The sequence below is a fragment of the Roseateles sp. P2_H4 genome (assembly GCF_056403315.1).
In genome coordinates, this window is sequence record NZ_JBFUFR010000015.1 from 68,260 (window position 1) to 93,470 (window position 25,211).

A 25,211-nucleotide genomic window follows, 5' to 3' on the forward strand; every position below is an offset into this window, starting at 1 on the left:
CAAAGGCTAGAGATGGAAGACATCCTGATCAACTGGTCACCGCAGGAGACGCGGGTGGCCGTGGTCGAGAACGGCGCGGTGCAGGAGCTGCACCTCGAGCGCACGTTGGAACGGGGCCTGGTGGGCAACGTCTACCTCGGCAAGGTCGTGCGCGTGCTGCCCGGCATGCAGTCGGCCTTCATCGACATCGGCCTGGAACGTGCCGCCTTCCTGCATGTCGCCGACTTGCACAGTGCCTCGCAGTTCGGCCATGGCCGGCACCAGAACGGCCATGGCGCCGAAGTGCCGCCCACACCCATCGAGCGCCTCGTCTTCGAGGGCCAGCCGCTGACGGTGCAGGTCATCAAGGACCCCATCGGCACCAAGGGGGCGCGCCTGTCCAGCCAGATCAGCATTGCCGGGCGCATGCTGGTCTATCTGCCGCAGGACGAGCACATCGGCATCAGCCAGAAGATCGGCTCGCCCGAGGCGCGCGAGGCGCTGCGGGCGCGCATGGTCACTCTGGTGGGCACCAAGGAGCAGGGCGGTGGCGGCGGCTTCATCCTGCGCACGAACGCGGAGGATGCCTCGGACGAGGAACTGGGCGCCGACATCGCCTATCTGCGCAAGACCTGGCAGCAGATCCGCGCGGGTGCGCTGACGACGCCGCCGGCCAGCCTGTTGCATCAGGACCTGAGCCTGGTCGAGCGCGTGCTGCGCGACCTGACGAGTGAGCGCACCGGCTCCATCCGCATCGACTCCAAGATGCAGTACGACGTGCTGCGCGGCTTTGGCGAGACCTTCATGCCGGCCGCGACGGCCAAGCTGGAGCACTACCGCGGCGAGCGGCCCATCTTCGACCTGTGCAATGTCGACGCCGAGATCGCCCGCGCGCTGGCGCGCAAGGTGGAGCTGAAGTCCGGCGGCTCGCTGGTGTTCGACCAGACCGAGGCGATGACGACCATCGACGTCAACACCGGCGGCTTCGTCGGCGCCAAGAACTTCGACGACACCATCTTCAAGACCAACCTCGAGGCGGCGGGCTCGATCGCGCGCCAGCTGAGGCTGCGCAACCTGGGCGGCATCATCATCGTCGACTTCATCGACATGACGCGCGAGGAGCACAAGACCGCCGTGCTGGCGGAGTTCCGCAAGCAGCTGGGTCGCGACCGCACCAAGGTCACCGTCGGTGGTTTCACGCAGCTCGGCCTGGTCGAGATGACGAGGAAGCGCACGCGCGAGTCGCTCGCCCGCATGCTCTGCGAGCCCTGCCCGACCTGCGAGGGCCGCGGCCAGGTGAAGACGGCGCGCTCGGTCTGCTACGACATCCTGCGCGAGATCCTGCGCGAGGCGCGCCAGTTCTCGCCCCGCGAGTTCCGCGTCGTCGCCGCGGCCAATGTCGTCGAGATGATGCTCGACGAGGAGAGCGCCCATCTGGCCGGCCTGTCCGATTTCATCGGCAAGCCCATCTCGCTGACCGCCGAGCCGACCAACCAGACGGAACATTACGACATCGTCCTACTCTGAGGTGGCGCGGCGCTGCGGCAGAATTCCGGACCGCACTGCAAAGCCCACCGCATGATCTCTCGCCGTCTCAGCCTTGCCGCGCTCGCGGCCTTCCCTGCCGCCTCGGCGTTGGCCCAGGTACGCATCGACATCGCCGGCGTCGGCGGCACCCGCATCCCGGTGGCCATCGTCGACTTCCGCGACGATGCCAAGGCCTCGGCCCAGCCCATTGCCGCCATCGTGCGCGCCGACCTGGAGCGCAGCGGCCTGTTCCGCAGCGTCGACGCGCCCGCCGGCCTGAACGAGACGAGCAGCCCGGCCTGGTCCGACTGGAAGGCCCGCCAGGCCGACGCGCTGGCGGCGGGCTCGGTCACGCGCCTGGCCGACGGGCGGCTGGACATCCGTTTCAAGCTCTGGGATGTGGCCAAGGGGACCGAGCTTGTCGGCCAGGCCCAGGCCATCCATCCCGACGATGCCCGCCTCGCCGCCCACCGCATCGCCGACACCATCTACGAAAAGCTCATCGGCGACAAAGGTGTGTTCGCCACGCGCATGGCCTATGTCACCAAGGCCGGCCCGCGCTACAGCCTCGTCGTCGCCGATGCCGATGGCGAGGGCGCCAAGATCGCGTTGACCAGCCCCGACCCCATCATCTCGCCCGCCTGGGCGCCCAATGGCCGCGAGCTGGCCTATGTGAGCTTCGAGAGCCGCAAGGCCACCGTGCGCATCCAGGACGTACAGACCGGCGGTCGCCGCGTGCTGGCCGACTTCAAGGGCACCAACAGCGCGCCGGCCTGGTCGCCGGATGGCCAGCAGCTGGTGCTCAGCCTGTCGCGCGACGGCGGCACCCAGCTTTTCGTCATCAACCGTGACGGCTCCGGCCTGCGCCGTCTCACGCAAAGTGGCTCCATCGACACCGAGGCCTGCTACTCGCCCGATGGCAGCAAGATCTATTTCGTCAGCGACCGCGGCGGCGGCCCGCAGATCTACCGCATGCCGGCCAGCGGCGGCAGCGCCGAGCGCGTGACCTTCAGCGGCAACTACAACATCAGCCCGGCCGTCAGCCCCGATGGCCGCACGCTGGCCTACATCACCCGTCTGGGCGGAGCCTTCCGGCTGTCGGTGATGGACCTCGGCACCGGCCAGTCCCAGCAGATCAGCGAGGCCAATGACGACGAGAGCCCGGCCTTCGCGCCCAACGGCAAGCTGATCGTCTATGCGAGCCGCGCCGGCGGCAAGGAAGTGCTGATGACGACGACGCTGGACGGCAAGATCAAGACGCCCCTGCTGGTTACGCTTGCCGAGGTTCGTGAGCCCACCTGGGGCCCATTTACACGCTAGTAACTTGACAGTTCGCACCATGTTGGACAATGCAGCGCCCGCGCCGCCGCATGGTGCCGTGCCCCCCACCCCCCCGCCCCCGTCTGTTGTGGAGACTATTCGAATGAAACTGACCCGCTTTGCGCTCCCCCTGATTGCCGCCGCCGCTCTGGCTGGCTGCAGCTCCGCCGTCAAACTGGACGATCCCGCGCCGGTCGAGACGCGCCAGCCCACGCCGCCCCCGGCGACTCCTGAGCAGAAGCCGACGACCGCGCAGACCGCTGTCCCGACGGTCGACCTGTTCAGTCAGTACACGCAGGAAGTCAACAAGGGTGCCAATCGCGTCGTCTACTTCGACTACGACAGCGACGTGGTCAAGGAAGAGTACCGCGGCCTGATCGACCTGCACGCCAAGCGCCTGAAGGCCCGTTCCCAGGCCGTGCTGAACCTCGAAGGCCACACCGACGAGCGCGGTGGTCGTGAATACAACCTGGCCCTGGGCCAGCGTCGTGCCGAAGCCGTCGCCAAGTCGCTGACGCTGCTCGGCGCCCAAGCCAGCCAGGTCGAGGCCGTCAGCTTCGGCAAGGAGCGCCCCGCCGTTCAAGGTGGTGGTGAAGAAGCCTGGGCCAAGAACCGCCGCGTCGAGCTCAAGGACAAGTGACAGTGATGCGCGCTCTGCGACTGACCTTCGTGGCTCTGGCCGCGGGCGCGGCCTTCATGCAGCCTGCCCGGGCGGGCCTGTTCGAGGATGACGAAGCCCGCAAGGCCATCCTCGAACTGCGCGCCCAGGTCAAGGCCAACGAGGATGCCGCCAAGCGGCGGGACGAGCAGCTGAATTCGCTGGTCCAGGATCAGCTCCAGCCGCTGCGCCGCAGCATGCTGGACCTGAACGGCCAGATCGACGCGCTGCGCGCCGAGATCGCCAAGCTGCGTGGCGCCAACGAGCAACTCGCCCGCGACCTGGCCGACACCCAGCGCAAGCTGACCGACCAGTCGCAGTCCGTCGAAGCGCGCTTCAAGCCGCTGGAGCCGCAGAAGGTCAGCCTCGATGGCCGCGAGTTCCAGGTCAACCCCGACGAGCGCAACCAGTACGAAGCCGCCATCGGCCTCGTGCGCCGCGGCGACTTTGCCGAGGCGGTGGCCGCGTTGAATGCCTTCCTGAAGCGTTACTCCGCCAGTGGCTACACCGACTCGGTGCGCTTCTGGCTCGGCAATGCCCAGTACGGCAAGCGCGACTACAAGGACGCCATCGCCACCTTCAAGACCTTCATCGCCGGCAACGCCGACCATCCGCGCGCGGCCGAAGCCCTGCTCGCGCTGGCCAACTGCCAGATCGAGCTGAAGGACAACAAGGGTGCGCGCCGCAGCCTCGAAGACCTCATCAAGGCCTATCCCGGCACCGAGGCCGCGCAAGCGGGCAAGGAACGCCTGCACGCCCTGAAGTGACGACTGTGGATCAGCTCGACGCTGATCTGGAGCGCCGCTTCGGTGGCCTGCGCCGCCTGCACGGCGACGCCGCCTACCAGCGCCTGCGCGCCGCGCGTTTCGCGGTCGTGGGCCTGGGCGGCGTCGGCTCCTGGGCCGTCGAGGCCCTGGCGCGCAGCGGCGTCGCCGAGCTCACGCTGATCGACCTGGACCAGGTCTCCGAATCCAACATCAACCGCCAGATCCAGGCCCTGGGCTCGACCGTCGGCATGGCCAAGGCCGAGGCGCTGCGCCAGCGCATCGCCGACATCCAACCCGGCTGCGCCGTGCGTGTCATCGAGGAGTTCGTCGAGCCCGACAACTGGCCGGGCCTGATCGGTGGCGCCGAGTTCGACGGCCTCATCGACTGCTGCGACCAGGTTCGCGCCAAGGCCACGCTCGCCGCCTGGGCGCGTGAGCAGCGCCTGCCCTTCGTCACCGTCGGCGCCGCCGGCGGCAAGCGCGAACCGCATCGCGTGCAACTCGACGATCTCAGCGCCACGACCCACGACCCGCTGCTGGCTTCGCTGCGCCAGCGCCTGCGCAAGCACCACGCGGCGCCGCGGGCCGGCAAGATGGATGTCGCCTGCGTCTACTCGCGCGAGCCGGTGCACCTGCCGCAGCAGGGCGAGGGTGATGCCTGTGATGTGGATGGCAGTCTGAACTGCCATGGCTACGGTTCCAGCGTTACCGTCACGGCGACCTTCGGCCTGTGCGCTGCCGCCGAACTGCAGCGCCTGCACCTGAATCGAAATCCGGTTTGACAACCGCGCACGAACTTCTTGCGGAGCCCTCAAAAACCTGCCTATAATGGCGGGCTCTGCTTGACACGGGACGTTAGCTCAGTCGGTAGAGCAGCGGACTTTTAATCCGTTGGTCGCAGGTTCGAATCCTGCACGTCCCACCAGAATTTAGAGCGGTGATTCGACGGAATCCACGCTACAATCTTTGGCTCAGCTAGGCAGTATCAAGCTGAATCAGGGCTCTTAGCTCAGTTGGTAGAGCAGCGGACTCTTAATCCGTAGGTCGAGTGTTCGAGTCACTCAGGGCCCACCAAAATTAAGAAAGAAAAAGGACTTGGCGAGAGCCAGGTCCTTTTTTCTTGCCCGCTTGGCGCAAAGGCCCAGCCTGAACGACCTCAAAGGGCCAGCAAGGCCTTGGCCCGGGCCAGATGCTCCAGGCGGTCATCCAGGCCGTTGTAGCCGCCATTGATGCGCTTGGTGACGGCCTTGGCGTCGTCGGCTTCGGCGAGCGGGCCGATGTTGCGGTCCTTCCAGAACCAGCAGGCCACATCCACGCAGGCGAAGGGGTCGAGCGCCACCTTGGTGGGGTCGCCGACGTAGTCGATGCCGGTGAACTTGCTGTACTGCTGGTAGTTGTTGCGGCCGGTCAGCTGGATCAGGCCGCGGCCCTTGAAGCGCACGCCGTCGCCGGCCTGGCTGTTGCCGAGGTCGGTGCGGCCCTCGTAGGCGCTGCCGCTGGCGAGCTCCTCGGCATAGAGCAGCGAGCCCGACTCGTGAGCGAGCTGGGCGATGAAATGGGCGATCTGCCGCGGCGTGTCGATGCCGTAGCGCGTCATGCCCTTCACCAGCGGATCGAAGTAGAGGTCGATGCGCTTTTGCATCGCCCGCGGCATGACGATCTCGAGCTTTTCCTTGGTCGCGCCGGGCGGCAGGCCCGCCAGCAGCCGGGCCATGGTGGCATCACCCGGCGTCACGAGGCCATCCGACTCCGCCAAGCCCATGGCGCGGGTCTCGAAGGCGCGGATCGCGTCGATGCTGTTGGGGCCGATCTGGCCGTCCACCTCCAGCTTCTTCTGCGCCGCACCACTCCAGGCCTCGCTGTTCATGTTGAGCAGGATCTGGATGATGCGAACGTCGGCAACGTCATTGCGGGCACCCTGCCCGACGCTCTTGGCAATGCACATGATGCGTGCTCCCGGAGAAAGTAGGAAGCGCCGACCTTATGCGCCCGCCGCCGCCTGCGAATCCCCAATCAGCAGGATGCGGTGGCCAACGCGCCGTCGGTCTGCAGCATGCGGTCCCACCAGGGCGTGTCGCCGATCTCGGCGCGCAGATGGTCGATGAAGAGCCTGGCCTTGGTGGCGTGGCTGCGCCCCGGCAGGCGCACGGCGTGGATGCCGGGCATGCCGGGCGAGGCCGGCGCCTGGGCTTCTTCAGGGAAGAGGGCGATCAAGTCGCCGCAGCGCAGCGGGTCGCAGACCACCCAGGTCGCGATATGCAGCACGCCCAGGCCCTGCAGCGCGGCCTGCAGCATGCTGTCCTTGTCATCCGTCCTGAACTTGCCGCGCACCGGCAGCGGCTGGTTGCGGTTCACGCCCGCGTAGCGCCAGACAAAGCTCGGCGCCGGCGGCGAGGCCACGGTGATGCAGTCGTGTTGCAGCAAGTCCTCGGGTGTCTTCGGCCGGCCCATGCGGGCCAGATAGGCCGGGCTGGCGCAGGTGACCAGGCGCACCGGCGCCAGCGTCGTCGCGCGCAGATCGCTGTCGGGCAGCAGGCCGATGCGGATAGCTACGTCCATGCGCTGTTCGGACAGGTCGACGATCTGGTCGACCAGATGCAGGTCGACCTCGATGTCCGGGTAGCGGCGCAGGAAGCTCGCCAGCGCCCCGACGACATGGCGGCGGCCGAAGACCGTCGGCGCCGTCACCGTCAGCAGGCCGCGCGGCTCGGCGTCGCCGGCGAGGAGCAGAAGGGCTTCTTCCAGGGCGCGGCCGCTTCGCTGACGCCCTATGTGCAGGCCGGCCGCTTCGCTCCCTTCGAGCGCGACGGCGAGATCCTGCCCGGCATCCGCGCGCTGCAGGCCCATGGCCACACCGCCGGCCACAGCGTCTACGCGGTCGAAAGTGAAGGCAGGCGCCTGGTGCTGGTCGGCGACCTCATCCATGTCGCGTCGGTGCAGCTGGCCGCGCCCGAAGTCACCATCGCCTTCGACACCGACGAGCCCCAGGCCGCCAAGACCCGTGCCCGCGTGTTCGCCGAACTGGCCAAGGATGGCAGCCTCGTCGCGGTGACGCACTTCAACTTCCCTGGCGTCGGCCGCCTGCGGCAGGTCGGCAAGGGCTGGCAGTGGCTGCCGCTGGACTACAGCAGCCAGGTGCGCTGAAGCGGGGCGTTATGGGCTCAGGGCGTCAGCGGACGGATGCTGACGCCCAGGCTGCCGGGCGGGTGCAGCTCGTTGAACAGCTGCCAGACGCGGCCGCTGCGCGCCACCTGGCCCAGCGCCTGGCGCAGCGTGCGCCGGTCGGCCTCGTTCAGGGCGCGACGCGACAGATAGAGGCCGCTGGCGTGCCAGCCCAGCTCGTCCAGCGGCTCGACGCGCAGGCGCTTCAGCAGTGGCGCCAGCTCGGGCTCGATGACCAGGGTGCCGACGAGGATGGACGCCGTCATGACCGTGGCCTGGGCCAGGCCCTGGCGCAGTGCGCGGGCGACGCCGCTGGCGTCGGCCTCTTCGACCAGGCGCTGGCGTTGGCGCAACGTCGCGATGGCCGCGTCGTAGGTCGGGCCGAAAGAGAAGCCGCGCACGACGACGAGCTTGTAGTCCGGCTGGGCCAGCAGTTCGGCGAGGGAGCGCGGCACCGTTGCCTCGGCGTCCAGCGTCAGCAGGCTGGCCCGCACCTGGATCAGCGGCACGAATTCGCCTGCGGCGTCACGCGCGGGCGTGGCCGAGGCCGGGATGAGCAGGTCCGCCTGGCCGGCGTCGAACAGGCTCTGCAGCCGGGCCCGCGGCACCTTGTGCATGTCGATCCGGCAGTGGGCGTTCGCAGCCAGCTCGCGCAGCACCGTCGGGTAGATGCCCTGGGCCTGGCCCTCCTCGAAGCTGACGCTCAGGCCGATGGGGGACATGGGCACGTTGATGGGGCGCGTGCAGGCGGCCTGGGCCACTGCTGCAGCCAGCCAGCCCCAGAGCAACAAGCCCGATCGCGCCCTTGCGTTCATGCCCCTCGGTTCCGAGATTCTTTCGGCCCATTGTGCGCGACTTGCCGCTCCAGTGCGTCGAACAGCAGTTGCACGGCCACGGCCAGGGCCGCGGCGGGCAGGGCGCCGGCCAGCATCAGCGTGCTGTCGTTGACGGCCAGGCCCGCGACGATGCGCTCGCCCAGGCCGCCGGCGCCGACAAAGGCCGCCACCGTCGCCGTGCCGACGTTGGTGACGGCCGCCGTCTTCACGCCGGCCATCAAGGTCGGCAGGGCCAGCGGCAGCTCGATGGCGCGCAGCGTCTGCCCGCGCGTCAGGCCCAGCGCCAGCGCGGATTCGCTCAGCCCCCTGGGCACCGCCTGCAGCCCCGCATGCGTGTTGCGCACGATGGGCAGCAGCGCATAGACGAACAGGGCCAGCAGGGCCGGCAGGAAGCCGATGCGGCCGACGAAGGCGATCAGGAAGGCCAGCAGCGCCAGCGAGGGCAGGGTCTGCAACAGCCCCGCCACGGCCATCACCGGCGCGGCCAGGCGTGGCAGGCGGTGGGCGGCGATGCCCAGCGGCACGGCCACCGCGATGGCCAGCGCCACCGAGGCCAGCACCAGGGCCAGATGCTGGACGAGCAGCTTCATCAGGTCGGGCGCCAGCAGGCGGTCCAGCAGGCCCTGCCGCGCCGCGGTGTCCGGCGCCGATTGCAGAAAACTTTTCGCAACATCGGTAAACGGGCGTCGGTCCAGCTCCGCGGCCGCGTTCAGGCGGGTCATTTCGGCCTCCGTCAGGCGACCGGCCAGGCCCTGCAGCGGCCGCTCGTCGACGCCGGCGCGCAGCAGCAGCAGGGCGTCATAGCGCGGAAAGAAGCCGCGGTCGTCGCGCAGCACACGCACGGCCTGGCGGGCCAACTGGGCGTCGGTCGTGTAGACGTCGATGAGATCGACCTGGCCGTTCGCCAGCGCCTGGTAGGCCAGGCCATGGTCCAGGCCGGCGCCCGGTTGCTGCTTCAGGCCATAGGCGCCCTGCAGGGCCGGCCAGCCATCGGCGCGGGCCAGGAATTCATGCGACAGGCCGGGCTTGAGCGCGGGCGCCTTGCGGGCCAATTCCGAAATCGTTGCGATGCCCAGCCGCGCCGCGTCTGCCTCGCGCATGGCCAGCGCATAGCTGTTGTTGAAGCCCAGCGGCACGGCGGCCTTCAGGCCGAGCGGCTTCAACCACGCGTTGATCTGCGCCAACGGCGCCTGCGCGTCGGCCGCGGCCTCGCGCTTGAGCAGCTCGCGGACGATGGTGCCGGTGTATTCGGGGTAGAGGTCGATCTGGCCCTGCTGCAGCGCCGCCGCCAGGATGGCCGTGTTGCCCAGGCCCTGGCGGTGCTCGGCGGCAATGCCCTGGGCGGCCAGGGTCTGCGTGACGATCTCGCCGAGCAGATAGCTCTCGGTGAAACGCTTGGAGCCCACTTGCAGCGCTGGCGTGCCAGCAGCGCCAGGAACGCCATTTGCCCCAGCAGCAACCCACGCCGTCAGCAGGGTCAGCAGCAGCAGGACTTGCCGACGGATGTTCATTCCCTCATGGTGCCTCATGGCGGTCCCTGCCGTGTCGGACTCGCCCTACATGCGAGTGCCATCGTGTCCGAATGCAACCAGGCCCGACCCTGTCTAGAGTTGGAGACATTGTTTTCAGAGGAGGTCATCATGCCGCGCGCTACCGATCATCTGCTGCGTCAGCACCTGGAAAGCCTCGGTGCCCACTTGCGCCAGTGCCGCACCTTGTCGGACCGCCGCCTGCGCATGCTGAGCTCCCTGGAGGCGCTGGACTCGGCCATCGGCGAGAGGCTGTTCACGACGGTGGTCATGGGCAGCGTCTTCATGGCTGCGGTCCTGAGCCTGGTCGTCTGAGCCCTTCCTGCCCCATCGAAGCGGCCCCACGGGGCCGCTTCTTCTTTGGCTTTCAGAATGCCGCCGCCGGTTCCGGCTGGCGGGCGGGCTGGGTGTCCGTGACCGGCACCCMCAGCCGCAGGTCGCCGTCGGCCTCGCCCAGCGCCAGCGTCGAGCCCGGCGTGACGATGCGATAGCCGGCCGGTGGCGCCGTGCCCGCACCGGTCGGTGYGCGCTGCAGCATCACCTCGATGCGCCGGCCCTGGTGCAGCAGCCGCACGCGCGCCTGGGCCCAGTGCGGCGGCAGGCAGGGCTGCACGCGCAGCAGGCCGTCCGCCAGCTTCACGCCGCACAGCGATTCGACGGCCGCGCGCAACAGCCAGCCTGCCGCGCCCGTGTACCAGCTCCAGCCCCCGCGGCCGGCATGCGGTGCGGCCGCCTCGATGTCGCCGGCCACGGCAAAGGGTTCCAGTCCGTAAGCCGCGCCATGCGCGCCGCGATGGGCCGGGCTGATGGCGGTGAAGGCGGCCCAGGCACGCTCAGCCTGGCCGAGCTTGGCGCTGGCCATCAAGGCCCAGGTGGCGGCATGGTTGTACTGGCCGCCGTTCTCGCGCACGCCGCCGGGGTAGGCCTGGATGTAGCCGGCCGGCGGCTGGTGGTCCTTCAGCGGCGGCCACAGCAGGCGCAGCAGATGGGCATCGCGGTCGTGCAGCTCGCGCCAGGCGCTGTCCAGGGCCAGGCGCGCGCGGTCGGCCTCGGCGGCGCCGGTGAGCACGGCCCAGGCCTGCACGATGAGGTCGATGCGGCACTCGGTGTCGGTGTGAGTGCCGAGAACGCTGCCGTCGTCGAACCAGCCGCGGCGATACCAGCGGCCGTCCCAGGCTTCGACATCCAGCGCCTTGGCGAGCTTGTCGCGGGCCTGGCGCCAACTGGCCGCGCGAGCCTGTTCGCCGCGGGCGATGGCCAGCGGGTGCAGGGCGTCGATGACGGCGCACAGGAAGAAGCCCATCCACACCGATTCGCCGCGGCCCTCGGCGCCGACGCGGTTCATGCCGTCGTTCCAGTCGCCGGTGCCGAACAGCGGCAGGCCATGCGCGCCAACGGGCAGGCTGACGTCGATGGCGCGCGCCGCGTGCTCGTAGATGCTCGCCTGCTCATCACTGATGGCGGGCACTTCGTAGATGTCCTCGGCGCCTTCGGGCACGGGGCGGCCCTGCAGGAAGGGGACCATCTCGTCGGCCAGCGAAGTGTCGGCGGTGCGCTCGACATACAGCGCGAGCGCGAGCGCCAGCCAAAGCCGGTCGTCGGCGAAATGCGTGCGCACGCCGGCGCCGGCCGGGTCGTGCCACCAGTGCTGCACGTCCCCGGGCGGGAACTGGTGGGCCGCGTGGCGGCGGATCTGTGCGGCCAGGCGCTCGGGGGCGTGCTGCACCAGGGACATCGCGTCCTGCAGCTGGTCGCGGAAGCCGAAGGCGCCGCCGGCCTGGTAGAAGCCCGCACGGGCCCAGATGCGGCAGCCCAGCACCTGGGCCGGCAGCCAGTGGTTGATCAGCGCGTCGAAGGACGGGTCGGGCGTGTCCACCTGCACGGGCGCGCTCAGGCGCCGCCACACGTCGCGCTGGGCCGCGAGGCGCTGCAGCGGGTCCGCCGCCCAGGCCCTGGCCGCCTGCTCGCGCGCGGCGGGCAGGCTGGTGGCGTGGCCCAGCAGCACGGTGCCGTGCCAGGCGTGGCCGGGCTCCAGCCGGATGGGCACGGCCAGCAGCGCGGCGGGGTCGGTGGCGGGGCCGGCCTGGCCGTCCAGTGCATGCGGCATGACGAGGCGGCCTTCGTCGTCGAACAGCAGGCGGCGGTCGCCGCTCGCCTCGATGGTGGCCGTCCAGGGGCGGGGGCGATTCAGATCGGGCGTGAAGCCGGCATCCGCGGGCCAGGGCCACAGGGCCTGGTCGCTCGAGAGGGCCTCGATCTGGTCGGCCGTGGTGTCGCCTTCACGGGTCGGGCGCAGGGCCATCCAGGCCGTGTGGCCGCCAAAGCCGTTGAGGCCGTCGGCCTGCGTGGCCAGGGCCAGCAGCGGGCCATCGCCCTGCGGCGGCTCCAGGCGGGTGACGACGCTGCGGCGGGCGCTGCTGTCCGCACCCAGCTGCCACTGCGCGGCCGCCAGCAGGCGCAGCAGCCGCGGCGGCTTGCCGGGCGCCGCATGCAGCTCCACCTGGCATTGCTTGACGGACGTCACCGCGTCGACCGTCCAGCGCAGGCGCACCACCATGCCGGGCAGTTGGAAGGCCATGGCCGTGGCACCGGGCAGATGGGCCACGTCCTGCCTGGCGCTGGCACGGCCCAGCAGCCAGGCCTTGCCGCTGGACAGGCAGTGCAGCATCAGCCACTCGCCCGGTGAGTCCAGCAGCGCGTCGTTGGACCAGGGCGTGATCTGGTGCAGGCGGCTGTTGCCGGCCCAGGCCATGCCGGCGCCGCGCTCCGACACCTGGCAGCCGAAGTCCTCGTTGGCAATGACGTTGATCCAGGGACGCGCCGGCTGGGCGCTCTCGGTCAGCTCGAAGCGGCAGGCGCCGTTGTCGGCGTCGAAGTCACTGGCCGGGGTCTCGGCGCCTGGCGGGGCGGCGAGGGTGGACACCAGCGTCGCGCCGGCACCGCGCCTGGCCTTGGCGGCCTGCTCATGATTGATGCCCAGCCGTTCGAGCTGCTGGGCCAGTGGGCGCCCGTCGGCAAACCAGCGCACCCGTGCCAGCAGGTTCAGCGCAAAGCGGGTGTCCGGCCCCACGGTCTCGTCCGACAGCACATGCACGCGGCAGCGCCCCTGGACCTGCTGCTCGGCCAGCGAACGCAGCGCGCGCGATACCGGTGCCAGATAGGACGGCGGCTCGGCGTCCAGCACGACGACGTCCACCGGCAGCGGGCTGCCCTGGGCCTGCAGCAGCGCACACAGCTCGCGCACCATGACGACACCGGTCGGATCGGCCACACGCATCAGGATGATGGGGTCGTCGCCCGAGATGCCGTGGCGCCACAGCGCGTCGCGCTCGTAGCCGGTCTCGGGCAGGGGCAGGGTTTCGCGCGCCGCCTGCGAGGTCAGCAGCGTCTGCAGCATGAGGCCGGCGCGCCAGGCGCCCGGCGCCAGGCTGGCGCCCTGGGTGCGCACGCCGGCCATGGTGTGGGCCAGCGTCAGTGCCCGTTCGACCAGGGCCGGCTGGCGCAGCTTGTCCAGCAGATGGCTGAGCGTCTGCGGTTCGCGTGCGGCGGCGGTGGCCAGCGTCAGCGTCACGCTGGCACCGGGCGGCAGTTGCAGCACCAGGTGCAGCAGTGAGATCGGGTCGTTGCCGGTGTCCAGCATGCCGGCCGCGGTGTTGAGCCCGGCCACGTCGGTGCCCAGCAGCGCCTGCACGCCGGCATGTGCGACGACGCCGCCCGGTTGGCCAGGCAGGCCGCCGCGGGCCAGCCAATGGGCGCGGTCGGCGCCGGCACGCACGCGGTCCAGGCGCGCGCCGCCTTCCAGCTCGACGCCCACCAGCGCGTGCACGGCATGCAGGGACGCTTCGTTGGGGCTGCGCGGCAGGCGCTGCCAGTTCAGGGCCTGCTGGCCCGGTTCCCAGCGCGCCTGCAGGAAAAGCTTGCCGAAGGCCGGATGGGCCAGATCGGCCTTGGCCGGCGCCAGCACCGGCTCGAAGCTGGACACCAGGGCCAGGCGGCGCGGCCGCTGGGCGAGGTTGCGCAGCGTGATGCGGCGCAGTTCGACGTCGTCTTCCACCGCCACCCAGACCTCGGTGTGGGCGCGCAGTTCCTCACCCTCGGCGGTGAACTGGGCACTGGCCGGGTGCAGGCGGCAGCCATAGCGCCACTGCGGGCCCGGCGTGGGGCGCAGCGTCAGCGACCGCCAGGGGCTGGACTCGGGCGCGCCGTTCCAGGGCAGGTCCAGGTCGCGCAGGTGCAGATGGTGGCCGAGCAGGTCCTGCGGCAGGTCGTCGCGCCAGCGGTTCACCAGCACCTGGCCGCCCGGCTCGCCCCAGACCAGGGTGCCGCCGCCATGCTCGCGCACCATCGCGCTCAGCTTGCCGCTCCCCAGCCAGGCGGTGGCCGGCAGGGCGCGACCATGCAGCTCGGGCACAACGAGGGAGATGCGGGCGCGGCGGGGTGCGCTGCGCGTGGGCTGGGGCGGCGGTTCGCGCAATGGGGCCACCTTGTGCGGCGCACGCTCGTGCAGCAACCAGCGCACCGCGCACAGCCGTGGTTCGGCGTCGGCCCAGCGCTGCGGCGCGCCGCCGCACAGCACTTCGGTGAGCGCGACGAGGGACATGCCCTGGTGATGGCTCATCGCCGTGCCGATGCGCTGGAAGCGCTGCTTCGGCTGCGGCGCGTCGGCGGGGACCTCGGGCTGGCGGCTGGCCGTGTAGTCCAGCGCTTCGATGAAGCCGCCTTCATGCCGGGCGCCCAGCGCCTGCAGCGCGCGCAGGTTGGCGACGGCCGCGCGCGGCATCACCATGGTCGCCATCAGGCTGGCGTAGGGCGCGATGACGATCTCCTCGGGAGGCGTGTCGCGCAGTGCCAGGCTGGCCACGCCCTGCGGGCCGTATTGGTAGGCCAGGCTGTGGTCGCGCTTGGCATAGGCGCTCTCGGACACGCCCCAGGGCAGGCCGGCCGCGCGACCGGCACGGATCTGCTCCATGACGGCGGCACGTGCGGCGTCCGCCAGCGCGCTGCCGGTGGGCTCGTCCAGCACCAGCGAGGGCATCAGCATCTCGAACATCGAACCCGACCAGCTCTTCAGCCCGGTGACGCGGCCGCGCGAGAAGAAGGGCCGGCCCAGCGCGCCCCAGTGCGCCGGCGGGATGTCGCCCTTGGCGATGGCGACGAGACTGGCCAGGCGCGCCTCGGAGGCGAGCAGGTCGTAGTGGTTCTGGTCCAGCCTCTCGGTGCCGGGCTCGGAGCCCACGGCCGCGACGGCACCGATGTGCAGCAGGTGGCGCTGGGTGTCGTAGAGCCAGCCGAATTCATGCGCCAGCGCCATGGCACGGGCGCGCGTCGCGACGCTGTTGAGCGCCTCGGCCACGGCCGGCGGCGGCGGCATGCCCTCGCCACCGCGCGCGAAGCCCTCGCAAGCGGCCGCGACGACCAGCAGGTGGGCGCACAGGTTGCCGCTGTCCACCGCCGAGACATAGGGTGGCTCCAGCACGGCCAGGCGCTGGGTGTCGATCCAGTTGTAGAAGTGGCCGCGGTGGCGGGGCAGCTGGTCCAGCGTGTCCAGCGTGCGGCCGACGCGCTCGGCCAGGCCGACGTCGTGCAGCCAGCCGAACTCGCGCGCGCAGCAGGCCGACAGCAGATACAGGCCGATATTGGTCGGCGAGGTGCGGTGGGCGACGGCGATGTCGGGGTCGAACTGCACGTTGTCGGGTGGCAGGTCGTGGTCCTCGGCCGTGACCCAGCGTTCGAACCAGCGCCACGTGTCGCGCGCCACGCTGAGCAGGTACTGGCGGTCATCGTCGTTGATGGCCTCGCGGCGCGGACGGGCGCGCGGGCGGCTGGCCAGGCCTGTCCACAGCGGCGTCAACGCCCAGGCCAGCAGCAGCGGCAAGGCCTGGTCCCAGTCGACAGGGCGGCCGATCAGGGCCGGCGTCATCAGCAGCAGCGCCAGGGCGCCACTGGCAAAGGTCACATGCTTGTGCTGGCGCCACAGCGAGCGCCAGTCGGTGCGCGCCGCGGCCTCGGCGGCGTCGGCGGTCGTCCATTCCAGCAGGTGCTGGTGGCTGACCCGCTGGCGCCACAGCGCGCGCAGGATGGCGTCGATGCTGAGCCAGCTCGTCGCCGGCAGCAGGGCGATATGCCAGGCCACGCCGCCGATGGCGCGCCCGAGTTCGGTGGCGCCCTGCCGGTAGAAGCGCGGCAGCGAGAGGCGCTCACCCGACGGCGCGCAGGCCGCCAGGGCCCCCATCAACGGTYCGCCGCCGAAGGTGGCGGCCACCAGCCCCAGGGCCCAGGCCGGCGTCAGGCCCACGCCGACCCAGGAGGCCACCAGCAGCAGCAGCGCGGCGGGCGCCACGAGGGAGCGGCGCAGGTTGTCCAGCATCTTCCAGACATGGATGCCGCGCAGGCCCCAGCGGCGCCGGTTGCCGAGGAAGGGCAGCAGCTGCCAGTCGCCGCGTGTCCAGCGGTGGATGCGTGAAGCGGCCACGTCGGCGTGCATGGGCGCGGGTTCCACCAGCACGACGTCGCTGACGCCGGCGCAGCGCATCAGCGAGCCTTCCAGCAGGTCGTGGCTCAAGACCTGGCCCTCGGGCAGGCGGTGCGCCAGCACCGCGGCCGCGGCCTCCACGTCGATCAGTCCCTTGCCGGTGGCGCTGCCTTCGTCGAACAGGTCCTGATAGACCTCGGAGCTGGCGGCGCTGTAGGGGTCCAGCCCCGGCTGGCCCGCGAACAGGCTGTGGAACCAGGTGCCGTGGACCGTGGAGCTGCCGGCGGCGGTGGCCAGTGGCGTGGCGACGCGTGGCTGCAGCATGCCGTGGCCGCGCACGACGGTGACGGCACCGCTGGGGGAACGCAACAGGCGCGGGCGGTTCAGCGGGTGGGCGGCGATGGCCACCATCTCGCGCAGCGCGCCGGGCGGCAGGGCGGTGTCGGCGTCCAGCGTGACGATGTGGCGGATGCCGGGCGCCGGCGTGGACAGCTCGCCGAGGTCGACGAAGCGGTCTGGCAGCAGTTCGGGCGCCTGGCCGGCCAGCAGCGCTGCCAGGGCCTCGGTCTTGCCGCGTTTGCGCTCCCAGCCTATCCAGCGCTGCTCGCTCTCGCTCCAGCGCCGCTCGCGGTGCAGCAGCAGAAAGCGCGGCCGGCCTTCGCTGGCCGTGCCGTGGCGCTGGTTCAGCGCCTCGATGCCGGCGCGTGCCTGGGCGAGCAGGGCGGCATCCTGCGGCTGATGCTCGGCCTTGGCATCGGTCCAGTCGCTGAGCAGCGCAAACTGCGCCTCGTCTTCGAGGTTGGCGAGATGGTGGCGTTCCAGTTGGGCCAGCAGCGTCGCAATGCCTTTGGCCCGGGTCAGCATGCAGGGAATGACAACCAGGCTGCGCGCCGTGGACGGGATGCCCTGCGGCCAGGTGAGGCGCGGCAAGCGCGCCGGCGAGGCGGATTCGCTGATGAGGCGGTTGGCCAGCGCGACGACGGTCTCGCTGGCGGGCAGCAGCGACAGCAGCACGGCAGCCACCACCATGGGCCAGCGGGCGCCGGCGGGCAGGCCGAGCAGCAGCAGCGTCAGCTCGGCCAGGATGAGCAGCCCGGCCAGGCTGGTCAGGTAGAGGGCGACGCGGTGGCGACGCAGCGCGGCGACGAAGCGCTCGCCGGTGGTGGGCTTGAGGCGCAACTCGCCCAGCAGCCGCCCGTAGCCCAGGCCGGACAGCCAGTACAGCGGCGCGCGCTCTTCGGCATCCTCGGCCCAGCCGGGGTCGTTGCAGAGCAGGCGCAGCACCTGGGCCACGTCGGCCTCGGGCACCTTGTGGCGCTCGGTCAGCGCCTCGATGGCGTGCATGGCCATGTCGCGCGTGGCCTCGTGCTCCTGGCGGTAGACGTCGATGCGGCCCAGGGCGCGCAGCGTCGGGTGCACGGCTTCGAACAGGCCGGCCCAGTTGGCGGCGCCGAGGTTGCGCAGGCTGCCGATGGCATTGCGGATGCTCTGGTGATCGGCCGCACTTTCGGCCTGTTCGCCGGCCTGGGTGGCGGCGGGGTCGGGCAGCACCTCGGCCAGCCAGCCCTGCACGGCGGCCCAGGACGAGTCGTCCGCATCGCCCTGCTCGGCCTGGCCCATGGCCCGGTCGGTCAGCCGCTCGTGCAGGCGCAGGGCCAGGGCTGCGATGGCGGGGTCGCGCGGCCAGGCCGCTTGCCATTGCTGCAGCTGATTGCGCACGGCTGCCGCGTCCAGATGGGGCAGGGCCTCGAACAGGCGCTGGGCAGCGCGGCGAGCCAGATGACGCCAGGCGGCCCGCTCGGCCAGGCGGCGCAGGTTCTCCACCAGCACGACGCGCAGCGTGGACGGCAGGGCCCAGAGCTCGCGCAGCGTCAACGCCTCGACTTCGTGGTGGCCGGCCAGGAAGTGGTGCAGCAGCGTCAGGTCCAGAGAACTGTCCGCGTGGGCCACCCATGCCCAGGCGACGCCGTAGACGCGCGGCAGGCCTTGCAGCGGCTCGTCCGCCAGGCGCGGCAGGCGCTGGAAATAGCTGCGCGGCAGGTCGTGCAGCACCTCGTCGAGCTGCTGCTGCACGATGCGGGCGTTGTCCAGCAGCCAGGCATGCGCGGGATCGATGTCGGCCTGCAGGCCTTCCTCCGACAGCACACCGAGCGCCGCGGCCCAGACCTCGAGGTTGCTGCGCAGCCGCGGCGAAAAGGGACGGGGCTGGCTGCGCGGGTCGTCGACGCGCTGGGCGGCGGCCAGGCTGCGGCCATGCTCGGCGAATCGGTCCGCGCCGAACTGCACGGCCCGCACGGGTTGCGCGGCCGCCTCGGCGCCGCTGGTGAGTTTCACGAAGGCTTGTGCAGCGCCCGTGGGCGTCAGGTCGTGCGGGGGATGTTGAGGCGGTGCGGACATGCTTCGACTTTGGGTGTCGAGGCCCTGTCATCACAGCGGCTTGTATCGCGTGTCTCTGTCAGCCCAGTCCTACGCCTCCCCCATGAAAAGTGACGTCTCTGCCGCATCATGAAACACGACGTCCTTTGAGGGGGCAATGCTCGTCTGGAAGCCCTGGATTGCGCTGTGATGGCCCGTTTGGCCTGCCGCTCAGCGGCCGGCCTTCTTCTGCCCGACTAGGCCTCTGCGCGCAAGCGCTTAGCCAGCGTCAGATAGTCGGCATCGACCTGGGCCGCGCTGGCATCCGCCAGATGCGCCCGCAGCACACGCTTGAGCGTCTCCGGCTGCGGCGTCAAAGGGCCGGCGAAACGCACCTGGGCGTCGTCGGCGATCAGCAGCGTCGGAAAGGTCTCGATGTCCAGGTCGCCGATCAGCTCGGCCTCGTCCTCGATGTCGATCCAGCGCACATGCAGGCCGGCCTGCGGCAGTTCGGCACAGGCGGCTTCAAAGACTTGCTGGTAGGACTCGCAGGTGCGGCACCAGGCGGCGCAGAGGCAGGCGACGTAAAGGGACATGGGGCGGCATGGTGCCATGGCCGGCAAGTCCCTTGCCGGTGCGCTGTCAGTCGAGCGCCGCCAGGGCCTCGCGCCGCCAGCGCCGGCTCTCGGCCACCACCCATTGCGCGAAGGCATGGAGGTCGGATGAACCCTCCTGGCTTGCCCGCCGGCACAGATAGAAGCCGCGGCCCGACGACACCCAGCCGCTGAACGGCACGACCAGCTGTCCGCCGGCCAGCTCCCTTTCGATGAGGCAGAGCTGCACGACCGCGATGCCCATGTCGGCAACGACGGCCTCGATCAGCGCGGCGGCCAGGTCGAAGCCCGAGGCCAACTGGGGCGGGCCGGCCTGCACGCCCTGGGCCTTGAGCCAGAGCGCCCAGTCGCCGGGATGGGCGCTGTGGTGCAGCAGCGGATGTTGCAGCACATCCTGCGGCCGGGTCAGCCGGGCAGCGCGCGCGGGACGACACACGGGCACCAGTTCGCGCCCCAGCAGGTATTGCGCGACGACGCCTTCGGGCCAGCGGCTGTGCGCGCTGGGCTTGGGGTTGACCCAGCAGTCGACATCGTCGCGCTCGAAGCGGTCGTCGTGGCGCCAGCGCCGGAACTCGACCTTGAGCTGGGGATGCTGGGCCTGCAAGGCCGGCAGCCGTGGCACCAGCCAGCGCGCGTACAGCGAGGGCACGGGTGCCATGCGCAGCGACTGGCCGGCGGGCGCTGCCGTCAGCGGAACGGCTCGCTCCAGCGTGTCCAGGGCGGGCTTGATGCGGGCAAGGTAGCTGGCGCCATCCGGCGTCGGCATGACCTGCGCGCCGCCACGCGCCAGCAGCGCCAGGCCCAGCTCCGATTCCAGCCGCTGCACCGCGCGGCTGACGGCACCCTGGGTGACGGACAAGGCCTGGGCGGCCGCGGAAAAGCTGCCCAGCTCGGCCACGGCGGCAAAGGCGTGGAGTTCGGCCAGCGACGGCGAGCGAAAGCGCATGGCGAGGGCCTGTTCACACTGCGGCAATGGGTCGCGAAGGCCTGCCGCCAGGGGCCAATCAAGGCGCAGCGCGCCGCCCGCACTCGCGTGCGGGCCAGCGATGCAACGCTGAGTGGCCCCTGGCGACGGGCCTTCCCGAAGGGTTGTGACCAGAAAGGCCGGATGCTGTGTCGCAAATCCTCGCCGGGTAAAGACCCGGCTTGCGGTTTGCGACTTGCCTGCAGCCTTTCTGGTCACAACGCGACCCGTTGCCGCAGTGCGAACAGGCCCTATTACATCACTGCATAGGGTAGGGAAAACTTGTCGATGGGCGTTGTGGCACGCCGCTGGCACAGTCCGCTCGGTCCCAGCTTCACCTCTCCTCGACATGCGACTTCGTACATTGATCGCCGCCGCCACGTTGCTGGCGGCTTCGCTGGCCCAGGCGGCGCCCTCGTCCCAGCAACTGCAGGACCTGGCGAAGCAGGAGCAGCCCGCGCTGCTGGAAACCTTGCGGTCCCTGGTCGAGATCGAGTCCGGCAGCAAGGACCTGGACGGCCTGGCCGCGGTGGCCGGGCTGATCGCCGGCAAGCTCAAGGCCCTGGGCGGCGAGGTGTCGATGATCGAGCCCGGCGACGTGTACCGCATGGAGGACACGCCGGAGCGCCAGGGCCAGATGGTGAAGGCGCAGTTCAAGGGGCGGGGCAGCAAGAAGCTGCTGCTCATCGCCCACATGGACACCGTCTACCTGAAGGGCATGCTGAAGGACCAGCCCTTCCGCATCGACGGCGACCGGGCCTACGGCCTGGCCATCGCGGACGACAAGCAGGGCGTGGCCACCATCCTGCATGCGATCGCGCTGCTGCAGAAGGCGGGCATTGACGACTACGGCACGCTGACGGTGCTGATCAATGGCGACGAGGAGATCAGCTCGCCCGGCTCGCGCGCGACCATCACACGCACCGCGGCCGGCCAGGACATGACGCTGTCCTTCGAGGGCGCCGGTGCTCAGGGCGGCGTGCGCCTGGCGACGAGCGGCATCGGCTCGGCCTATCTGAGCGTGGAAGGCCGCTCATCGCACGCGGGGGCAAGGCCGGAGGGCGGCATCAACGCGCTGACGGAGCTGGCTCATCAACTGCTGCAGATGCAGGACCTGTCGGAGCCGGCCACGGGCCTGAAGCTGAACTGGACGGTGGCCCAGGCCGGCACCAACCGCAACGTGATTCCCGCCCAGGCCACGGCCCAGGCCGATGCGCGTGCCTTGCGCGTGGCGGACTTCGAGCGCCTGGAGAAGGAGCTGCAGCGCCGCGTGCAGCAGCGTCGCCTGGCCGACGCCAAGGTGCAACTCAAGTTCGAGGTGCGTCGCCCGCCGCTGGAGGCCACCGAGGCCTCACGTGCGCTGGCCCGGCGCGCCCAGGCCATCTACGCGGAGCTGGGCCTGCCCATGCAGGTGGCCGAGGTGGCCACGGGCGGCGGCACGGACGCCGCCTTCGCGGCACTGCAGGCACGCGGCCCCGTGATCGAGGGCCTGGGCCTGACGGGCTTTGGTGCGCATTCCAACGATGCCGAGTATGTCGACATCCGCTCCATCCCGCCTCGGCTCTATCTGGTGACGCGATTGATCATGGAGATGTCGGGCGCGAACCCTTGAGAAAGCCTGACCGGGAACGTGCGCAATTGGGTGACGTTGCGTACTGGGTTCGGCAATATGCGCAGCCCTGCCGGACGGGCCACTCTGCGGGGCGGACATCCGTCTGCGACGGCTATCCTGCAATCGACTTGATGCGGCAGCATCGCGACGGCGTGGCTATCCGCGCCAAACCTCTTCAACGGCCAACGTTCAAATGCAACGCGCTCAGACAAGCAAACACGTGATTCCCGCGCCCGTGCAGTTGCCATGCGAGCGAGTCAGTCCACTCCCGAAGGCCCAAGATGTGTGGACTCGCGCCAAGGCTACGGCGTTTGCTCCGTTGCTCGGCTTCCTGCTTGGGTGCGGCGAGGAACCGCCATTTCCCGTTGTCAGACTCGAGGTGTCGGCTTACGGCTCCTACTCGCTAGCCGGAAAGCCAGTTGCATCAGCCGATCTCACCAAGCAGTTGCAGTCTCTCAAGAGCGCCCAACCGAGAGTCGAGTTGCATGTCCTCGCCGATCGATCTGCCAACTACGAAGCCGTCGGGGCCGCAATCGCTTCGGCCCAAGCAGCGCAGATAACCAAGCTAAAGGTCGGTAACTTGCCAGATGATCAAAAGTGAACCTTAGCCGCCTTTCTTGAGCGGACGGCTACCGCTAGGCCCATTGGCTCACGAAGCATTGGGTCCCTCACTTGTCCCGGAGTCGTCAGGCCTGCGGAACCAGATCGTCATCCCGGGTCTTTCGCATCGCTGGCTGGGCCGCGGGCCAGAGCGCCAGCAGCCGTGACAGAGCCGCGGTCTCGTGCAGGCCTTCGGCAAGCAGATGGGCCACGCCCGAGATGAACTCGGCCCGTGGGATGCCGTGAGGCGGGGGCGCATGGTCCGGGCTCATTCGCTCAGCGCGTGACGGCAGGGCGACGTCGATGACGTCGATGCAGGCGCTGGCCCAACGCTTCCTGACCGACAGAGTGCAGCCCTGCAAGCCGCCCTCGATGACGGGCCTTTCCGAGGCTCGCCCCTGCGGGGCCATCGGTCCGGCGGCCACGTTGATGATCGCGCTGCGGTTGCGCTTGTGAAAGTGGGGCAGCAGCGTGCCAGTCAGTTGCTGCACGCCCAGCCGATGGGCTTCCAGCTTCTCGTGGCTGTCGTCCTCGTCCAGCAGCACCTGCATACCCGGCAGGTACTTCACCGGGAAGGCGATGGCGATGTTGACGAGCATGTTCAGGCCCGGGCAGGTTGCCGTGACCTGCTCGGCGAAGCCGGCCACGCTCCAGGGATTGCCCAGGTCCAGGTCGACCGCCCGCATGCCGGGGTTGTCGTGGGCGACGGCCTGCGCGACGCCGGGCCGGGCGTCAAAGATGAGCACCTCGTTGCCCAGCCGGCACAGCAACTCGGCCAGGCCGCGGCCGATGCCGACCGTGCCGCCGGCGACGAGTAGGGTGTGGCCTTTCATCATCATTGCGACCTCCTTGCGAAGGCCCGCATTGAATCGGCTGGCGGCCAATTCGAGCAGCCAAATCCGGTCATGTGATTGCACGATTCGCCCATCGTGCGGTCGCCTCCGGACGAGCGCGCTCGCTGCCCCGGGGTCGATAGCCCAAAACCATCAAGCTCTTGCACGATTCGCTCAATCCGAGCTGGATCGTCCAGCCGCCCCTTGAGCGGGCCGGGCGCAGCGGTTACGGTGGCGGCATGGGTTCATTGGAAGAATTGCAGCGCCTCATCCAGCGCCATGCCGCCCCCATGGGCGAGCGCCAGGCGGGCGATGTTTTTGCCGGCCGGGTGGAGGCTCCCACCGAGCTGGTGCACCATGTGATGGAGCCGACCTTCGTCATCGTCGCCCAGGGCGCCAAGCGCGCCATGCTGGGCGACGAGGTGTTCGAGTACGGCCAGGGGCAGTTCCTCGTCGTGGGCGTGGAACTGCCCATCGCTGGCTGCGTCATCGAAGCCAGCCCCGACAGGCCCTATCTGGGCGCCGGCATGACGCTGCGCGCGTCGACCATCTCTTCGCTGCTGCTGGAGATGGGGCCCGCGGCGGCGGCCCCGGAACCCTCCGGTTACGCCGTCAGCGACGCGTCGGAAGACCTCATCGACACCGTGGTGCGCATGCTGAGGCTGAAGGACTCGCCGCGCGACGCCGCCGTGCTGGGGCCGCTGGTGGAGCGTGAGCTGGTGTGGCGGCTGCTGCATGGCGCCCAGGGCGCCATGGTGAGGCAGATCGGCCTGGCCGACAGCCGGCTGTCGCAGATCGGGCGGGCCATCCGCTTCATCCGCAGCCACCACGCCGAAGCCATCTCCATCCCCATGCTGGCCGACATGGTGGCCATGAGCGAGTCCTCTTTCCACCGCCACTTCCGCGGCGCGACGACCATGAGCCCGCTGCAGTACCAGAAGCTGATCCGGCTCCAGGAGGCAAGGGCGCGCATCCTGGCGGACGCCGGCGACGTGGCGGCCATCGGCTACAGCGTCGGCTACGACAGCCCTTCGCAGTTCAGCCGCGAATACAGCCGCTTGTTTGGCGCTCCGCCGGGGCGGGACAAGCAGCGGCTGGGGCTGCGGTCGACAGGAGCTCCAGAGGCCATCGGCGCAAGGTCCGAAGCTCGTGCAGGATCGCTGCCGTCCTGAGGCAGTCCTCGAGTTGTCTCGCCTACGCCAAGGCCGGGTGGCCGACGATATGCCGCAGCACCCGCTCCTCCAGCTCCGCAAACCCCGCCGCCGTGCGTGAGCGAGGCCGCGGCAGGGCCACCGTCGCGTCCAGCGCGATGCCGCCGCGGTCGATCAGCAGCACGCGGTCGGCGAGGGCCACGGCTTCGGCGACGTCGTGGGTGACGAGCAGTGCGGTGAAGCCGTGCCGGCGCCAGAGTTGCTCGATGAGGCGGTGCATCTCCAGCCTCGTCAACGCGTCCAGCGCACCGAGGGGCTCGTCCAGCAGCAGCAGGCGGGGGTGGTGCACGAGGGCGCGGGCCAGGGCGACGCGCTGACGCTGGCCACCCGACAGCGTCGCCGGCCAGTCGTCGCCGCGGCCGGCGAGGCCGACCTGGGACAGGGCTTCCAGCGCGCGGTCCCTGGCATCGCGTCCTTCGAGACCGAGCGCGACGTTGTCGACCACGCGCCGCCAGGGCAGCAGGCGCGCATCCTGGAACATCAGGCGGCGCTCGTCCGGCGCGCCCGCTTCGACGCGGCCGGCGGTCGGCGTGTCCAGGCCGGCGATGAGACGCAGCAGCGTGCTCTTGCCGCAGCCGCTGCGGCCGACCAGGGCGACGAATTCACCGGGCGCGATGGACAGGTCCAGGTCCGCGAGCACATGGCGGGCGCCGAAGGACTTGGCGACGCCGCGCAAGGTCAGCGCGAGGCCGGGCGAGGCGGCTTGCGGGGGAGCGTCCGGCAGGGCGCGTTCGCGGGGCAGCACGGGCGTGTCGAATTCGGTGACCCACAT

19 protein-coding genes and 2 tRNA genes are annotated in these 25,211 nt (G+C 70.3%); 12 read left to right on the plus strand and 9 right to left on the minus strand.

Going from position 1 to position 25,211, the window contains the following annotated elements; genetic code table 11:
* Positions 1 to 12: 12 nt before the first annotated feature.
* The 7 genes from rng (at position 13) to AC1DW3_RS13250 (ending at position 5,325) form a co-directional block, all read left to right on the plus strand.
* Positions 13 to 1,506, plus strand: coding sequence for a ribonuclease G (gene rng, locus AC1DW3_RS13220; protein ID WP_477931778.1), 1,494 nt, complete (start codon positions 13 to 15; stop codon positions 1,504 to 1,506).
* A gap of 51 nt (positions 1,507 to 1,557) precedes the next feature.
* On the plus strand, positions 1,558 to 2,826 hold the full coding sequence (tolB, locus tag AC1DW3_RS13225; RefSeq protein WP_477931779.1) for a Tol-Pal system beta propeller repeat protein TolB: 1,269 nt from the start codon (positions 1,558 to 1,560) through the stop codon (positions 2,824 to 2,826).
* A 103-nt stretch (positions 2,827 to 2,929) separates the two neighbouring features.
* On the plus strand, positions 2,930 to 3,466 hold the full coding sequence (gene pal, locus AC1DW3_RS13230; RefSeq protein ID WP_477931780.1) for a peptidoglycan-associated lipoprotein Pal: 537 nt from the start codon (positions 2,930 to 2,932) through the stop codon (positions 3,464 to 3,466).
* Positions 3,467 to 3,471: 5 nt separating this feature from the next.
* Positions 3,472 to 4,251, plus strand: coding sequence for a tol-pal system protein YbgF (ybgF, locus tag AC1DW3_RS13235; RefSeq protein ID WP_477931781.1), 780 nt, complete (start codon positions 3,472 to 3,474; stop codon positions 4,249 to 4,251).
* Positions 4,248 to 5,033 (plus strand): tRNA threonylcarbamoyladenosine dehydratase, encoded by a 786-nt coding sequence (locus AC1DW3_RS13240; RefSeq protein ID WP_477931782.1) that lies wholly within the window; start codon positions 4,248 to 4,250, stop codon positions 5,031 to 5,033. The genes ybgF and AC1DW3_RS13240 overlap by 4 nt, the downstream gene beginning before the upstream one ends.
* 67 nt (positions 5,034 to 5,100) lie before the next feature.
* Positions 5,101 to 5,176, plus strand: a tRNA-Lys gene (locus AC1DW3_RS13245).
* Positions 5,177 to 5,249: 73 nt separating this feature from the next.
* Positions 5,250 to 5,325: transfer RNA gene (locus AC1DW3_RS13250), tRNA-Lys, on the plus strand.
* An 82-nt stretch (positions 5,326 to 5,407) separates the two neighbouring features.
* Here AC1DW3_RS13250 and AC1DW3_RS13255 read toward each other — a convergent pair.
* Together AC1DW3_RS13255 and AC1DW3_RS13260 are read right to left on the minus strand one after the other, a co-directional pair.
* Positions 5,408 to 6,196, minus strand: a complete 789-nt coding sequence (locus tag AC1DW3_RS13255) for a glycoside hydrolase family 19 protein (protein WP_477931783.1) — start codon at positions 6,194 to 6,196, stop codon at positions 5,408 to 5,410.
* A gap of 68 nt (positions 6,197 to 6,264) precedes the next feature.
* Positions 6,265 to 6,939 (minus strand): substrate binding domain-containing protein, encoded by a 675-nt coding sequence (locus tag AC1DW3_RS13260; RefSeq protein WP_477931784.1) that lies wholly within the window; start codon positions 6,937 to 6,939, stop codon positions 6,265 to 6,267.
* On the opposite strand from AC1DW3_RS13260, the gene AC1DW3_RS13265 reads away from it, so the two are divergent.
* Positions 6,907 to 7,395, plus strand: a complete 489-nt coding sequence (locus AC1DW3_RS13265; protein WP_477931785.1) for an MBL fold metallo-hydrolase — start codon at positions 6,907 to 6,909, stop codon at positions 7,393 to 7,395. The two genes, AC1DW3_RS13260 and AC1DW3_RS13265, sit on opposite strands and share 33 nt — an antisense overlap.
* A 17-nt stretch (positions 7,396 to 7,412) precedes the next feature.
* Here the strand turns inward: AC1DW3_RS13265 and AC1DW3_RS13270 are convergent, their stop codons facing one another.
* A complete protein-coding gene (locus tag AC1DW3_RS13270; RefSeq protein ID WP_477931786.1) occupies positions 7,413 to 8,228 on the minus strand; it encodes a substrate-binding periplasmic protein in 816 nt (271 codons plus the stop codon).
* Positions 8,225 to 9,760 (minus strand): glycine betaine ABC transporter substrate-binding protein, encoded by a 1,536-nt coding sequence (locus AC1DW3_RS13275; protein WP_477931787.1) that lies wholly within the window; start codon positions 9,758 to 9,760, stop codon positions 8,225 to 8,227. The genes AC1DW3_RS13270 and AC1DW3_RS13275 overlap by 4 nt, the downstream gene beginning before the upstream one ends.
* A gap of 129 nt (positions 9,761 to 9,889) precedes the next feature.
* Here AC1DW3_RS13275 and AC1DW3_RS13280 point away from each other — a divergent pair, with 129 nt between their 5' ends.
* Positions 9,890 to 10,093: a hypothetical protein gene (locus AC1DW3_RS13280; protein ID WP_477931788.1), complete on the plus strand. Its 204-nt coding sequence runs from the start codon at positions 9,890 to 9,892 to the stop codon at positions 10,091 to 10,093.
* A 52-nt stretch (positions 10,094 to 10,145) separates the two neighbouring features.
* Here AC1DW3_RS13280 and AC1DW3_RS13285 read toward each other — a convergent pair whose 3' ends face one another.
* The 3 genes from AC1DW3_RS13285 to AC1DW3_RS13295 all read right to left on the minus strand — a co-directional run bounded on the left by AC1DW3_RS13285 (position 10,146) and on the right by AC1DW3_RS13295 (position 20,165).
* Positions 10,146 to 18,584 (minus strand): GH36-type glycosyl hydrolase domain-containing protein, encoded by an 8,439-nt coding sequence (locus tag AC1DW3_RS13285; protein WP_477931789.1) that lies wholly within the window; start codon positions 18,582 to 18,584, stop codon positions 10,146 to 10,148.
* Between the two features lie 278 nt (positions 18,585 to 18,862).
* On the minus strand, positions 18,863 to 19,201 hold the full coding sequence (locus AC1DW3_RS13290) for a thioredoxin family protein (protein WP_477931790.1): 339 nt from the start codon (positions 19,199 to 19,201) through the stop codon (positions 18,863 to 18,865).
* A gap of 46 nt (positions 19,202 to 19,247) precedes the next feature.
* The gene (locus AC1DW3_RS13295) at positions 19,248 to 20,165 is read right to left on the minus strand and encodes a LysR substrate-binding domain-containing protein (protein ID WP_477931791.1); all 918 of its coding nucleotides are present in this window, start codon (positions 20,163 to 20,165) and stop codon (positions 19,248 to 19,250) included.
* A gap of 367 nt (positions 20,166 to 20,532) precedes the next feature.
* On the opposite strand from AC1DW3_RS13295, the gene AC1DW3_RS13300 reads away from it, so the two are divergent.
* Both AC1DW3_RS13300 and AC1DW3_RS13305 read left to right on the plus strand, forming a co-directional pair.
* A complete protein-coding gene (locus AC1DW3_RS13300) occupies positions 20,533 to 21,795 on the plus strand; it encodes a M20/M25/M40 family metallo-hydrolase (RefSeq protein ID WP_477931792.1) in 1,263 nt (420 codons plus the stop codon).
* A 193-nt stretch (positions 21,796 to 21,988) separates the two neighbouring features.
* Positions 21,989 to 22,396 carry an ExbD/TolR family protein gene (locus AC1DW3_RS13305; RefSeq protein WP_477931793.1) on the plus strand — a complete coding sequence of 136 codons (408 nt, stop codon included), beginning with the start codon at positions 21,989 to 21,991 and terminating at the stop codon, positions 22,394 to 22,396.
* Between the two features lie 85 nt (positions 22,397 to 22,481).
* On the opposite strand, the gene AC1DW3_RS13310 is transcribed toward AC1DW3_RS13305, so the two are convergent.
* Positions 22,482 to 23,234, minus strand: a complete 753-nt coding sequence (locus AC1DW3_RS13310; protein WP_477931794.1) for an SDR family NAD(P)-dependent oxidoreductase — start codon at positions 23,232 to 23,234, stop codon at positions 22,482 to 22,484.
* 233 nt (positions 23,235 to 23,467) lie between these two features.
* On the opposite strand from AC1DW3_RS13310, the gene AC1DW3_RS13315 reads away from it, so the two are divergent.
* Positions 23,468 to 24,400, plus strand: a complete 933-nt coding sequence (locus AC1DW3_RS13315; protein ID WP_477931795.1) for an AraC family transcriptional regulator — start codon at positions 23,468 to 23,470, stop codon at positions 24,398 to 24,400.
* A gap of 22 nt (positions 24,401 to 24,422) precedes the next feature.
* Here the strand turns inward: AC1DW3_RS13315 and AC1DW3_RS13320 are convergent, their stop codons facing one another.
* Complete coding sequence (locus AC1DW3_RS13320) at positions 24,423 to 25,211, minus strand: ATP-binding cassette domain-containing protein (RefSeq protein WP_477931796.1); 789 nt, start codon at positions 25,209 to 25,211, stop codon at positions 24,423 to 24,425.

Coding starts and splice junctions, on each gene's coding strand:
- AC1DW3_RS13310 (WP_477931794.1), bottom strand. CDS start 23,234: ATGATGATGAAAGGCCACACCCTACTCGTCGCCGGCGGCACGGTCGGC.
- AC1DW3_RS13265 (WP_477931785.1), top strand. CDS start 6,907: ATGGCGGCGGCCGAAGACCGTCGGCGCCGTCACCGTCAGCAGGCCGCG.
- AC1DW3_RS13305 (WP_477931793.1), top strand. CDS start 21,989: ATGCAACGCGCTCAGACAAGCAAACACGTGATTCCCGCGCCCGTGCAG.
- pal (WP_477931780.1), top strand. CDS start 2,930: ATGAAACTGACCCGCTTTGCGCTCCCCCTGATTGCCGCCGCCGCTCTG.
- tolB (WP_477931779.1), top strand. CDS start 1,558: ATGATCTCTCGCCGTCTCAGCCTTGCCGCGCTCGCGGCCTTCCCTGCC.
- AC1DW3_RS13290 (WP_477931790.1), bottom strand. CDS start 19,201: ATGTCCCTTTACGTCGCCTGCCTCTGCGCCGCCTGGTGCCGCACCTGC.
- AC1DW3_RS13255 (WP_477931783.1), bottom strand. CDS start 6,196: ATGTGCATTGCCAAGAGCGTCGGGCAGGGTGCCCGCAATGACGTTGCC.
- AC1DW3_RS13320 (WP_477931796.1), bottom strand. CDS start 25,211: ATGTGGGTCACCGAATTCGACACGCCCGTGCTGCCCCGCGAACGCGCC.
- AC1DW3_RS13275 (WP_477931787.1), bottom strand. CDS start 9,760: ATGAACATCCGTCGGCAAGTCCTGCTGCTGCTGACCCTGCTGACGGCG.
- AC1DW3_RS13315 (WP_477931795.1), top strand. CDS start 23,468: ATGGGTTCATTGGAAGAATTGCAGCGCCTCATCCAGCGCCATGCCGCC.
- AC1DW3_RS13300 (WP_477931792.1), top strand. CDS start 20,533: ATGCGACTTCGTACATTGATCGCCGCCGCCACGTTGCTGGCGGCTTCG.
- AC1DW3_RS13270 (WP_477931786.1), bottom strand. CDS start 8,228: ATGAACGCAAGGGCGCGATCGGGCTTGTTGCTCTGGGGCTGGCTGGCT.
- AC1DW3_RS13295 (WP_477931791.1), bottom strand. CDS start 20,165: ATGCGCTTTCGCTCGCCGTCGCTGGCCGAACTCCACGCCTTTGCCGCC.
- ybgF (WP_477931781.1), top strand. CDS start 3,472: ATGCGCGCTCTGCGACTGACCTTCGTGGCTCTGGCCGCGGGCGCGGCC.
- rng (WP_477931778.1), top strand. CDS start 13: ATGGAAGACATCCTGATCAACTGGTCACCGCAGGAGACGCGGGTGGCC.
- AC1DW3_RS13280 (WP_477931788.1), top strand. CDS start 9,890: ATGCCGCGCGCTACCGATCATCTGCTGCGTCAGCACCTGGAAAGCCTC.